This is a genomic window from Bradyrhizobium sp. 2TAF36, from assembly GCF_052114925.1.
In the GTDB taxonomy this organism is placed as follows: Bacteria; Pseudomonadota; Alphaproteobacteria; order Rhizobiales; family Xanthobacteraceae; genus Bradyrhizobium; species Bradyrhizobium barranii.
Window position 1 is genome coordinate 1 of the sequence record NZ_JBFRFR010000141.1, and the last position, 11350, is coordinate 11350.

11 protein-coding genes, 1 tRNA gene and 2 pseudogenes are annotated in these 11350 nt (G+C 63.7%); 10 read left to right on the forward strand and 4 right to left on the reverse strand.

Annotated elements, in window-relative coordinates:
- Together AB4Z51_RS42150 and AB4Z51_RS42155 are read left to right on the forward strand one after the other, a co-directional pair.
- A pseudogene (locus AB4Z51_RS42150) lies at window positions 1–476 on the forward strand (hypothetical protein); the annotation flags it as partial.
- The gene (locus AB4Z51_RS42155) at window positions 463–1635 is read left to right on the forward strand and encodes a hypothetical protein (RefSeq protein ID WP_441499533.1); all 1173 of its coding nucleotides are present in this window, start codon (window positions 463–465) and stop codon (window positions 1633–1635) included. The pseudogene AB4Z51_RS42150 and the gene AB4Z51_RS42155, both read left to right, overlap by 14 nt.
- A gap of 61 nt (window positions 1636–1696) precedes the next feature.
- Here the strand turns inward: AB4Z51_RS42155 and AB4Z51_RS42160 are convergent.
- The 4 genes from AB4Z51_RS42160 to AB4Z51_RS42175 all read right to left on the reverse strand — a co-directional run bounded on the left by AB4Z51_RS42160 (window position 1697) and on the right by AB4Z51_RS42175 (window position 4881).
- A tRNA-Asp gene (locus AB4Z51_RS42160) sits at window positions 1697–1773 on the reverse strand.
- A gap of 159 nt (window positions 1774–1932) precedes the next feature.
- Entirely contained in the window at window positions 1933–2136 is a 204-nt protein-coding gene (locus tag AB4Z51_RS42165) for a hypothetical protein (RefSeq protein WP_135216777.1), read from the reverse strand.
- Window positions 2137–2278: 142 nt separating this feature from the next.
- Window positions 2279–3574, reverse strand: a complete 1296-nt coding sequence (locus AB4Z51_RS42170) for a spinster family MFS transporter (RefSeq protein ID WP_135216778.1) — start codon at window positions 3572–3574, stop codon at window positions 2279–2281.
- A gap of 116 nt (window positions 3575–3690) precedes the next feature.
- Window positions 3691–4881, reverse strand: coding sequence for an aromatic ring-hydroxylating dioxygenase subunit alpha (locus AB4Z51_RS42175; RefSeq protein ID WP_135216779.1), 1191 nt, complete (start codon window positions 4879–4881; stop codon window positions 3691–3693).
- Window positions 4882–5064: 183 nt separating this feature from the next.
- On the opposite strand from AB4Z51_RS42175, the gene AB4Z51_RS42180 reads away from it, so the two are divergent.
- The 8 genes and pseudogenes from AB4Z51_RS42180 to AB4Z51_RS42215 all read left to right on the forward strand — a co-directional run.
- Window positions 5065–5580, forward strand: coding sequence for a MarR family winged helix-turn-helix transcriptional regulator (locus AB4Z51_RS42180; RefSeq protein WP_038943030.1), 516 nt, complete (start codon window positions 5065–5067; stop codon window positions 5578–5580).
- A gap of 175 nt (window positions 5581–5755) precedes the next feature.
- The gene (locus AB4Z51_RS42185) at window positions 5756–8008 is read left to right on the forward strand and encodes a TonB-dependent siderophore receptor (protein ID WP_208089450.1); all 2253 of its coding nucleotides are present in this window, start codon (window positions 5756–5758) and stop codon (window positions 8006–8008) included.
- A gap of 22 nt (window positions 8009–8030) precedes the next feature.
- Complete coding sequence (locus AB4Z51_RS42190) at window positions 8031–9167, forward strand: PepSY-associated TM helix domain-containing protein (RefSeq protein WP_135216781.1); 1137 nt, start codon at window positions 8031–8033, stop codon at window positions 9165–9167.
- On the forward strand, window positions 9167–9397 hold the full coding sequence (locus AB4Z51_RS42195) for a hypothetical protein (protein ID WP_063982974.1): 231 nt from the start codon (window positions 9167–9169) through the stop codon (window positions 9395–9397). The genes AB4Z51_RS42190 and AB4Z51_RS42195 overlap by 1 nt, the downstream gene beginning before the upstream one ends.
- A 248-nt stretch (window positions 9398–9645) precedes the next feature.
- Window positions 9646–10011, forward strand: a complete 366-nt coding sequence (locus tag AB4Z51_RS42200) for an NADH-quinone oxidoreductase subunit A (RefSeq protein WP_007603535.1) — start codon at window positions 9646–9648, stop codon at window positions 10009–10011.
- Entirely contained in the window at window positions 10002–10589 is a 588-nt protein-coding gene (locus tag AB4Z51_RS42205) for a NuoB/complex I 20 kDa subunit family protein (protein ID WP_014494855.1), read from the forward strand. The genes AB4Z51_RS42200 and AB4Z51_RS42205 overlap by 10 nt, the downstream gene beginning before the upstream one ends.
- An 11-nt stretch (window positions 10590–10600) precedes the next feature.
- The gene (locus AB4Z51_RS42210; RefSeq protein ID WP_135216782.1) at window positions 10601–11212 is read left to right on the forward strand and encodes an NADH-quinone oxidoreductase subunit C; all 612 of its coding nucleotides are present in this window, start codon (window positions 10601–10603) and stop codon (window positions 11210–11212) included.
- A 2-nt stretch (window positions 11213–11214) separates the two neighbouring features.
- Window positions 11215–11350, forward strand: a pseudogene (locus AB4Z51_RS42215) (NADH-quinone oxidoreductase subunit D); the annotation flags it as partial.

An 11350-nucleotide genomic window follows, 5' to 3' on the forward strand; every position in this document is an offset into this window, starting at 1 on the left:
GCTCGAAACACCGCTTGAGCCGGGCGCCGCCGCCAGTTCTTCACGAACGACTACAAATCGATTGCAATGTCGGTTTGTGCCGCATTTGTTCCGAAGCGACCATGTATACAATCAGTAAGTGCGTCGGCTTCAGCCGGCGAGGTAGCAGAGCAGTTTTCTCAGGGGCGCGCACCTTGCCCACTCCCGCCAACGATAACCTTCGGGGAAGCTCCATTCGCTTCCCGGTCGACCCACGCCTCGTGCCGCCGCAGAAAGCTGCGCGTCGCCTGCACCTGACCGAGTTCGACTTCCTCACGAAACTATCCGCCCTGCAGCGTATCGGATTTCCCGCCGCGTGCCCTGTGACGGGTCACTATGACCTGCAGGCGATTGATGCTTGGCTGGATCGACGCGCCGGTCTTGGCGCATCATCCGGTGTGGCGCTTGATGCCCGAGACGTATTTGAGGAGCGACTAGCGRACCTTGGGAAACATTAAGCTCAAGCATTACGTGGTGCGCAAAGGGAAGCACGGCTACTGGCTTCCCACCGCGAAGATGCGCGCCATGGGATTTGGGATCGTGTCCTGCGGACACGACGGCCCGGATGCTTGGGCTATCGCTAAAGAATGGGAGGAGCGCTACCAGCGCGCCCGCAAGGGGCTAGAGAAGGCGCCGGCCCACCTCTATCCCATCGGGAGCGTCGGTGACGGCTTTGAGCGCTTCCGCCGCAGCAACGAATGGAAGTCGAAGCCACCTCGGACTCGCGAAGATTGGGACCGTGGCTGGAAATATATCGATTCTGTTTTTGGAGACGTCGATCCAAAGACCGTCACCTTCGAAATGCTGGACCGGTGGTACGGGAAGCTCAAGGCCACCAAGGGCGCTGGCGAGGCTGGCCGCGCGCTCAAGATCTGGAGGGCGCTCTACAACGTCCTGGCTGGCATGAAGCTTTGCCTGCCCGAGGCGGACCCGTCACAGATCATCCGAAAGACTGGCGTGCCCGGCCGCACCGAGACCTGGCAGGAGGGCGAAGTGGTTCGCCTCGTCAAGGAGGGATGGCGCACCGGCTATCGAGGGCTGGCCTGCATCATCGCAATTGCGTGGGATACCGGCTTTGCCCCAGTGGACGCCCGCACCCTGACGCCCGCTCAGGCCGTTACCAGCGGCACCGACATGGCGTTTACCAGCGATCGGGCTAAGACCGGCGAGCCAGCCATAGGCACGCTTACCGCTCGCTCTCAGCGGCTTGTGGAGGCGTACGTCGCCGGACTCGACTACGACCTGCACGACGACGCGCCGATCTTCCGGACCAAGGGCTTCAAGCCCACTGGAAAGGGCGGCCGGCCCCGTCTTCCGGTTCCATACACCAAGGACTCGCTAATCGACGATTTCGCGGACCTGCGCCGGGCGGTTTTCGGGAAGGGCGAGATGCGGCGACTCATGGACATGCGCCGGACAGGTGCGGTCGAAGCGAATGCGGGGGGGGGGCGCCGGTCGAGGCCATTGCCGCCAAGATGGCGAACAGCATCGACCAAAACCGGAAGCTGCAGAAGACCTACATGCCAGTTAACATTGCAGCGGTTCGGGCCGCGGACGAGGCGCGCAGAATCGGCCGGAGACTGCTCGGTTCGGAACAGAACAAGCTCAGAAAGTTGAAACTCGGTGGTGGGGAAAGTTGAAACTGAGGGGGTTACCCACCGCTAAGCCATTGAAACAATGGCGCGAGAGACGGGGCTCGAACCCGCGACCTCCGGCGTGACAGGCCGGCGCTCTAACCAACTGAGCTACTCCCGCGTGGTTCGCTGAAAGCGCGCGGAACGAGGGGGGACTTAAAGGCGGGGCTTGGTGAAGTCAAGGACGTTGCGCTTTGTCAGGACGCATCGGCTAAGCATTGCTCTGGAAAACGAAAAAGGCCGCCAGGCGGCGGCCTCGGTCAGCCCGAAACAGGGCGTGTCAGCGAATCTCTGACGTGCCTGCGCTGGTCACGGCCACCGGCTTGCCGGCCTTGATCACGTGAGCCGATTGGGCGGTCTGGCTGTCATCGACGTTGGTGCGGGCTGCGATCCCGAAGCCGGCGACCAGAATACCGGCAACCAGCGCCACCACCACGATCTTCAGGTGGGTGCCACGATCAGCCGAGTGAATTGAGTGGTTCATATAAGCCTCCCGACGGGCTTAGCCGCCGTCTATGGGCTCATGTCTTAAGGACCATCTGTTTCCGGATGGTTTCGCGGGTTCCGCAAAATGGTTTCATTAATACGCCCGCTTGGTTTCGCCGGGCTGGCGGCCGGAACAGGTCTCAGGTGGCCGCCCGGCCGATATCGTCCCGGATCGAACGGGCTGCCCAGACGAACAGCAGGGCGCCCAGTGTGGTCGTGACCGCCGCCGAGAGCAGGGAATAGCGCACCGCGTCCGCGCCATAAGTGCCCTTCAGGGCGTCGTTGACCATGCCGACGGCAAGCGGGCCGACGCCCTGGCCGAAGCAGGTGGCTGTGAGCGCGATCAGGGCGGAGGCGAGCGCCCGCATGCTCGGCTTGGCCACCGTCTGTGCGATCGCGAAGATCGGTCCGAGATGGAAGCCGACCAGGAACGAGGTCAGCGCCAGCATGGCGACCATCATCGCGAAATCCTGCGTCAGCATGCACAGCGCGAACACCGGGCCGGCGAGCCCCGAGGTGATCGCCGGCGCCCACAGCTTCCAGCGGTCGTCGCGGCGGCTGATTTGCGCCACCACGAAGCCGCCGAGCAGGGTGCCGGCCATGCCGGCGAGCCCCTTGAAGGTCCCGGCATAGGTGCCGATCTCGGCGCTCGACAGATGGTGCACGCGTGCCAGGAACGGCGGGATCCAGGCCGCCGTTGCGTAGTTCGTATAGGTGGTGAGGCAGAAGCCGACCAGCACGATGATGAAGCTCTGCTGCGAGGCCAGGAAGCGCAGTGTCGGCCCGAGYGGCTCGGGCACAAAACTCTCCTGCATCGCGCCGCGCTTCGGCTCGGAGATCGTCAGCCACAGAATCAATGCGAGCAGGATGCCGGGCAGGCCGGCGACGTAGAACGCCATCCGCCAGCCATAGTGCTGGTTGACGTAGCCGCCGATGAAATAGCCGAGGAAGACGCCGAGATAGGTGCCGATGGCGTAGATGCCGAGCGCGCGCGGGCGCTCGTTCTTGGTGAAGAGATCGGCGACGATCGATTGCGAGGCGGGCGAGCCCGCGGATTCGCCGATGCCCACGCCGATGCGCGCCAGCGCCAGCGAGGTCACGCTCGAGGCCGACCCGCACAGCGCCGTCATCGCACTCCAGAACGCAAGGGCCACCGCGACGATGTTGCGCCGGTTGAGCCGGTCGGCGACGCGCGCGATGGGAATGCCGAGCAGGGAATAGAACAGTGCGAAGCCGAAGCCCGCGAGCAGACCCATCATGGTGTCGCTGAGCTGAAACTCCTTCTTGATCGGCTCGATCAGGACGTTGAAGATCGTGCGGTCGAGGAAGTTCAGCGCATAGATGATGGTGAGCAGGCCCAGCACGTAATAGCGCCGCGCCGGGGGCTTTGCCGCCGCAGTCGTCTGCACCGACATCTGTGACGTCACATCGACCATCGCATCCCCCCAATTTGTCTTTGTTATCGTTGCCGGTCCAGCCCTTCGTGAGGCTGGTCGAGAGCGTTTTCGAGCGAAGTGGATACCGGTTTGCGTGAAGAAAACGCGCCAAAAACTCAGCCTTCGCGGATGTAATTCCCCGCTTCGAATTCGACTGGCGCAGCACTTGCGTCGAACGATACGCCGATCGGATCGCGGTCTGCCTCCATCGCCTCCAGTTGCTCGCTCAGCATGCGCCGGATCATCAGGATGCCGCGGTCGCTCTGGCCGAAATGCTCCTCGGAGTGGATGGTCTGCGGGCCCTGGCCGACCTGGGCCTCGTAATCGCCCGGGAATTGCTGGTGCTCGGCTTCCGTCATGTCCCACCAGAATTTGCCGTTGAACTTCGAGCGCATGCGGCCGATGTCGCCGGAAGTCTTGACGCGGCCGGCGACGTAGATGCGGAACGAGGTGTCGTCGATCGGCAGCGTCCAGCCGATCGACTCGACGCGGGCGAATTGCGCCACGCGCGGGTTCGGCACGACACGGAGCGTGGGGAGGGCCGCTTCGGTGACGCGATAAAACACCTTGCCGTCGTCCTGCTTGCGGATCGAGCGCACGGCGATGCCGCGCGGCGTCTTGTCGAACCTCACCTCCGGCATCGAGGCCATCATGTCAGTGAATTGCGGCCCCGAGAACGAGCCGTGCAGCACCGGCACGTGATAGGGATCGACCACGTTCTCGAAATGCTGTAGCCAGTTGCAGGGGATGATCGCGGGGCCGCCGCCGCCGATCGAGGAATCGTCGGCTTCGACGAACTCGCCTTCGTCCATGTTTTCCAGGCATTCGTAAGCCGGCAGCACCGGGCGTTTCTCGGCCGGGCCCATATAGGCGAAGATCAGCCCATAGCGCTCCTCGACTGGGTACCAGGGCTGGCGCACCTTGTCCTTGAACTGGCCGCCGTCGGGCTCGCAGGGCTGCTCGAGACAATGGCCTTCGGCGTCGAACTTCCAGCCGTGATAGCAGCAGCGGATGCCGTCTTCCTCGACCTTGCCGTAATAGAGCGTGGTGCCGCGATGGCAGCAGCGTGCATGGAGCAGGCCGACACGGCCGTGCTTGTCGCGGAACAGCACCAGATCCTCGCCGAGCGCGCGGACCTTCTTCGGCCTGTCGGTGGCATCGCTGACCAGCGCGACCGGATGCCAGTAGCGGCGCAGCAGCTCGCCCATCGGCGTGCCGCGAACGACCGAGGTGAGTTCGGTGCGCGTGTGCGCCGGCTTCATCGCATAGGCGGTGCCGAGATCGCGATCCCGCTGGGTCATCGTCATGCTGTTCCTCCCGCCGCTGGCCTTAGGTGGCCGGGTCGTTTTGATGCGGTGACCCAGTGAAAAATAATTCGATGACAATGTCAACGATATTCCAGAATGCCTCTTAATCGCATTTGGAATCAGGTTGGGGAGGTTGCGCTACCAGCGCTTGGCACGCCCCGGCTTTCTTGGCAGAGGTGGATCATGAGCCAGACATCGAGCAGGGACGGGCACGCATCGCCCGATGCGGACGAAAGCCACTCGCCGGCGCCGATCACCGTGATGCTGTCGTCACGGCTGATGGTGCTCGCCAATTTGCTCAAGCGCGGCGCCATCCTGCGCTACAAACGCCTCGCCGGATTGTCCTCGGTCGAGTTCGGTCTCGTCGCCTCGCTCGGTCGCCGTCCGCCGATGAGCGTGGCGCGGCTCGCCGAAGCCGTCGGCCAGGACAAGGGCCAGATCAGCCGCGCGCTCGCGGAGCTCGTCTCGCGCAAGCTGATCGCGAAGTCGGCGAACCCGAAGGACAGCCGCGAGGTGCTGGTCGCGCTGACAGCGGCAGGGCTCGCTGCGCATGATGCGATCGTCGAAGGCGCGCAGGAGCGCAATCGGCAATTGCTCGAACAGTTGAGCAAGGACGAGTTCGAGACGCTGCTGGCGCAGATCGACCGTCTCACGGCGACAGCCGAGAAGATGCTCGAAGCCGAGAAAGTTTCACGCTGATCTCTCGGAAATCTCCGGGAATGTTGGATCATTTCTAAGAACCCTTCTAAGAGGTTTTCAATTAGGGAATTCGCGCGCGCTCACCTAAGCGTCACTGCAAGCGCCTGCCGTTGGGGGAACGACGGCATGACGCAAGCAAACAGACATGTTGGGGTGCGCGTTGAACAGTCTTCGTATGCTGCGGTCGGTCGTCTTGGCGACCGCGTCTGCTTTCGCAGTGGTACCGCAGGCATCGCTTGCGCAGTCCTCGGCGCAAGGCGGTGCGCAAAACCTGCCGTCGGTCACCGTCAACGCGCCGGAAGCACGACGCCGCGCACCTGCTGCGGCCGCCCGCCGCGTGGCGCGGCCGTCGGTAGAGACCGCCGCCAGCCGCAGACCGCTTCAGCAGCGCAATGTCGGCTTCGTCGAGACGCCGCGCGGTCCGGTGAACGGCTACGTCGCCAACCGCAGCTCGTCGGGCACTAAGACCAACACGCCGATCATGGAGACGCCGCAATCGGTGTCGGTGATCGGCGCGGACCAGATCCGCGACCAGAAGGCGACCAAGCTCGACGAGGTTCTGCGCTACACCGCCGGCGTGCGGGCTGGCACCTTCGGTGCGGACACGCGCAACGATTGGTGGCTGATCCGCGGCTTCAAGTCCGACGACATCGGACTGTTTCTCGACGGCACGCAGCTGTTCTACACGGCCTATGCGAGCTGGCGGCTTCCGCCGTCCAATATGGAGCGAGTCGAGGTGTTACGCGGCCCGTCGGCGGTGCTCTATGGTGGATCGAGCCCGAGCGGCATCGTCAATGTCATCAGCAAGATGCCGCCGACCGAGCCGATCCGCTACATCGAGACCGGCGTCAACAATTTCGGCAACGCCTATGTCGGCTTCGATGTCGGCGGGCCCGTTGCAACGCAGCCCCAGGACGGCAAGCTGTTCTACCGCGTCGTCGGCGAGATCAGGAACGGCGACACGCAGGTCAACTTCACGCCGGACAACAACTACTTCATTGCGCCGTCCTTCACCTGGAAGCCGGATGCCGATACGACTTTCACGGTTCTGGCGTCGGCATCGAAGACCGACACCCGCGGCATCAACTTCCTGCCTTACCAGGGCACGGTGACCAACGCGCCGTTCGGCAAGATCCCGACCAGCTTCTTCGCCGGCGATCCCAGCGTCGACAAGTTCACGCGCGAGCAGGAGATGCTCGGCTATCAGTTCGAGCGCAATGTCACCGACGATCTAACGTTCCGGCAGAATGCGCGATTTGCGCATATCGACCTGACCTATCGCGGTTACATCGGCAACGGCTGGGACAATATCAATGCGGCCTCTCTCGGTCGCTACAATTGGTATGCGAAGGATACCGCCAACCAGGCCGATCTCGACAACCAGCTGGAATATCGCTTCAACACCGGTCCTGTCAGGCACACGATGCTGTTCGGTGTCGATCTGAAGGGCTATCAGATCGACGACTATCAGGCCTTCAACTTCGGCACCGTTCCTCCGATCAATGTGCTCAATCCGGTCTACGGCATTAACATCCCGCTCACAGGCCCGCCGTTCCGTAACTTCCTGATCACGCAGAAGCAGGCCGGCACCTACCTCCAGGACCAGATGAAGCTCGGTAACTTCACGCTGGTGCTGAGCGGCCGCAACGACTGGGTCGAGACGACGCAGGCCGCCCGTGACACTGGGGCGACGCTCGCCAGCAACAATGACAGCCAGTTCAGCGGTCGCGCAGGCTTGATCTACAATTTCGACAACGGCATCGCGCCCTACATCTCCTACGCGACGAGTTTCAACCCGATTATCGGGCTCAACGCGCAAAATCAGCTGTTCCAGCCGGAGACCGGCCAGCAGGCCGAAATCGGCGTCAAGGTCGCCCCCAAGGGATTTGATGGCTACTTCACTGCCTCGGTGTTCAACCTGAAGCGCCAGAATGTACCCACTACCGATCCGATCATCACCACGCTGCAGAACCAAACCGGCGAGGTGACCTCGCGCGGCATCGAGCTCGAAGCGGTCGCAAATGCGACGAAGGAGTTAAAGTTCATCGGCGCCTTCACGGCCTATCATCTCTTCACCAGCAGGGACCTGAACCCGGCGCTGGTCGGCAAGACGCCGACCAACACGCCTGAGCTCCTGGTCTCGGGCTGGGCCGACTACACATTCAAGGACGGACCGCTTGCGGGATTCGGCTTCGGCGGCGGCGTGCGCTATGTCGGCGCCTCCTGGGCGGACGCCGCCAACACCCTCGAGGTTCCCGCGGTCGTGCTCGGCGACCTCGCGGTCCACTACGAGTGGCAGAACTGGCGCACGGCAATCAACGTGATCAACCTGACCGACAAGATCTATGTCGCAAGCTGCGCGGCGGCCTCGTCATGCTTCTACGGCGACCGCCGGCGCGTCACCGCCAGCGTCTCCTACAAGTGGTAGGCACCGGCGAGGGGAGGGCCTCGTGAAGGCGCGCACGGTCAGGCTCTGGTCCGTGGTCCACACCTGGACCAGCCTGATCTCGACCGTCTTCCTGCTGCTGCTCTGCCTGACCGGCCTGCCGCTGATCTTCCATCACGAGATCGATGAGCTCCTGGGCTATGCCCCCCAGCCCGAAGCTCATGCGGGCGCGGCGCGTGCGACGACGCAAGCCGTCGCCGACGCCGCGCTCGCCGCCGATCCCGGCCGGGTGCTGCAATATATCGCCTGGGACAAGGACGAGCCCGGGATCGTGACCGCGTTCACCAACAGCGCCGTCAACGGGCTGCCCGACAACACGACCGTGCGCGCGTTCGATGCGATGTCGACCAAGCTGCTCGGACCGGTCGGCATCGGGCCGATGCTGATCATGCTCAAGCTGCATACCGACATGTTTGCCGGCCAGCCCGGAAAACTGTTCCTCGGCGGGATGGGCCTGCTGTTCGCCATCGCCATCATCTCCGGCGTGGTGCTGTACTGGCCGTTCACCCGCCGGCTGCGCTTTGCCACCATTCGCGGCCACGCCTCGCGCCGCGTGCGCTGGCTCGACTGGCACAATCTGATCGGCGTCGTGACGGTGGCCTGGGCACTGGTGGTRGGCCTCACCGGCGTCGTCAACACCTGGGCCGAGCTGATGCTCAACCAGTGGAAGGCCACCGAGCTTGCCAGCATGGTCGCGCCCTATGCCGGCAAGCCGCCGCCGTCGCATCTGGCTTCGCTCGACGATGTTGTGGCGCGCGCGAGGCAGACGGCGCCCGGGATGGAGGTTGCCTTCATCGCGTTTCCGGGAACGCCGTTCACCTCCTCGCACCACTTCGCCGCCTTCATGCGCGGCGACACGGCGCTGACGGCGCGGCTGCTCAAGCCGGTCCTGCTCGACGGCGAAACAGGGGAGGTCGCCGACAGCCGGGCGCTGCCGGTCTATCTCCAGGCGCTCCTGATCTCGCAGCCGCTGCATTTCGGCGATTATGGCGGGATGCCGCTCAAGGTGATCTGGGCCGTGCTCGACATTCTCACGATCGTTGTGATCGGCAGTGGCCTCTATCTCTGGCTGGCACGGCGGCGCAAGCGCGCGCCCGCCCGGAGCGACGCATTCGCCAGACGAACCCCGGTCCCGTCGTGATGCATGGCTCCTCTGACCGCTCGGGCCTGTGGATACGTGTCTTTGCTGCACCCATCCTGCTCGCGGCTGCGACCATCACCGGCCTGCTGGCTGCGCTACTCTGGGGAACGGTCGGCCAGTATGTCGCCTGGGTGACGGTGGGAGCCCCGGTGCTGGTCATTGCCTGGGTTTGGGTGCGCTGCCGCACCCAAAAAACCGGGCAATTATCGCGGACGACACGCGGCAAATAGCTGCCTCGGCCCGTGTGCCGCAATCCTCGAACGGCTGCCCTGCAAAACTGTGGCCGCCCTTGCTGGGATTGGCGATCTGCTCCATACCAGCCGCGGGGCGATTCCGGGATTTCTATCGTTCTGGGGGCGGTAAAGGGCCTAAAAAGAGCGTGTCTTGCGCCCATTGGTGCACTGCGCTAAGGCTCAGAACAATTCCAAACTGGACGAATCCGTGGCTGTCCCGAGGCTGCGGGAAAAAGGGCTCGTCAATGAGCGGCATTCTGCAGAACTATCTTCCACTCGTCGTCTTTATAGGGGTAGCGGGCCTCATCGGCCTCGTGCTGCTGATCGCGCCCTTCATCGTGGCGTTCCAGCAGCCGGACCCGGAAAAGCTGTCGGCGTATGAGTGCGGTTTCAACGCCTTCGACGACGCTCGCATGAAGTTCGACGTCCGCTTCTATCTGGTCGCCATCCTCTTCATCATCTTCGACCTCGAGGTGGCGTTCCTGTTTCCCTGGGCGGTGGCGTTCGGCAAGCTTGGCGCGACCGGCTTCTGGTCCATGGTGGTGTTCCTCGGCGTGCTGACGGTCGGGTTCGCCTATGAATGGAAGAAGGGAGCACTGGAATGGGATTGAACCCTGCAACGTCCTCTGGCCCGGTCGTCGCGCCGGCCCCCAAGGGCATCCTTGATCCGTCGACCGGCAGGCCGGTTGGCGCCAACGATCCGTTTTTCCTCGAGGTCAACTCCGAGCTGTCCGACAAGGGCTTCTTCGTGGCCGCGACCGACGACCTCATCACCTGGGCCCGTACCGGCTCGCTGATGTGGATGACCTTCGGTCTCGCCTGCTGCGCGGTCGAGATGATGCAGGTCTCGATGCCGCGCTACGACGTCGAGCGCTTCGGCTTCGCGCCGCGTGCCTCGCCGCGCCAGTCCGACGTGATGATCGTCGCCGGCACGCTGACCAACAAGATGGCGCCTGCGCTGCGCAAGGTCTACGACCAGATGCCGGAGCCGCGCTACGTCATCTCGATGGGCTCCTGCGCCAATGGCGGCGGCTACTACCACTACTCCTACTCGGTCGTGCGCGGCTGCGACCGCATCGTGCCGATCGACATCTACGTGCCGGGCTGCCCGCCCACGGCGGAAGCGCTGCTCTACGGCGTGCTGCTGCTGCAGAAGAAGATCCGCCGCACCGGCACCATCGAACGCTAAGGTTTTACGTCATGGACGACGCCAAGCTCGACGCCCTGGGGCAGACGATCGTTAGCGCGCTTCCGGGCGCCGCCATCGGTCATTCGGTTGCCTTCAACCAGCTCGCGGTGGATGTCGAGGTCAGCAAGATCGTCGAGGTGGTCAAGTACCTCCGCGACGATCCGAAATGCCGGTTCATCAACTTCACCGACATCACGGCCGCGGACTATCCGTCGCGCGAAAAACGCTTCGACGTGATCTATCACTTCCTGTCTCCGACCTTGAACGCGCGGATCCGGCTCAAGGCCCAGGCCGACGAGACCACGCAGGTGCCGTCGCTGATCGACGTGTTCCCCGGCGCGGACTGGTTCGAGCGCGAGGCCTACGACCTCTATGGCGTGTTCTTCGTCGGGCACCCCGACATGCGCCGCCTGCTGACCGATTACGGTTTCGAGGGCCATCCGCTGCGCAAGGATTTCCCGACCACCGGTTTCGTCGAGGTTCGCTACGACGACCAGGAGAAGCGGGTGGTGTACGAGCCCGTCCGGCTCAACCAGGAATTCCGCAAGTTCGATTTCCTCTCGCCGTGGGAAGGGGCGGACTATCCGCTTCCCGGTGACGAGAAGGCGGGACCGAAGGTCTGATCATGAACGAGCAACCCGAACAGCTTCGCAATTTCACCATCAACTTCGGGCCCCAGCATCCGGCTGCGCACGGCGTGCTGCGTCTGGTCCTGGAGCTTGACGGCGAAATCGTCGCCCGTGTCGATCCCCATATCGGCC

Bases quoted from the DNA above. Each gene is read 5' to 3' on its own strand.
- AB4Z51_RS42205 (WP_014494855.1), top strand. From the start codon at position 10,002: ATGGGATTGAACCCTGCAACGTCCTCTGGCCCGGTCGTCGCGCCGGCC.
- AB4Z51_RS42165 (WP_135216777.1), bottom strand. From the start codon at position 2,136: ATGAACCACTCAATTCACTCGGCTGATCGTGGCACCCACCTGAAGATC.
- AB4Z51_RS42185 (WP_208089450.1), top strand. From the start codon at position 5,756: ATGCTGCGGTCGGTCGTCTTGGCGACCGCGTCTGCTTTCGCAGTGGTA.
- AB4Z51_RS42200 (WP_007603535.1), top strand. From the start codon at position 9,646: ATGAGCGGCATTCTGCAGAACTATCTTCCACTCGTCGTCTTTATAGGG.
- AB4Z51_RS42175 (WP_135216779.1), bottom strand. From the start codon at position 4,881: ATGACGATGACCCAGCGGGATCGCGATCTCGGCACCGCCTATGCGATG.
- AB4Z51_RS42195 (WP_063982974.1), top strand. From the start codon at position 9,167: ATGCATGGCTCCTCTGACCGCTCGGGCCTGTGGATACGTGTCTTTGCT.
- AB4Z51_RS42180 (WP_038943030.1), top strand. From the start codon at position 5,065: ATGAGCCAGACATCGAGCAGGGACGGGCACGCATCGCCCGATGCGGAC.
- AB4Z51_RS42210 (WP_135216782.1), top strand. From the start codon at position 10,601: ATGGACGACGCCAAGCTCGACGCCCTGGGGCAGACGATCGTTAGCGCG.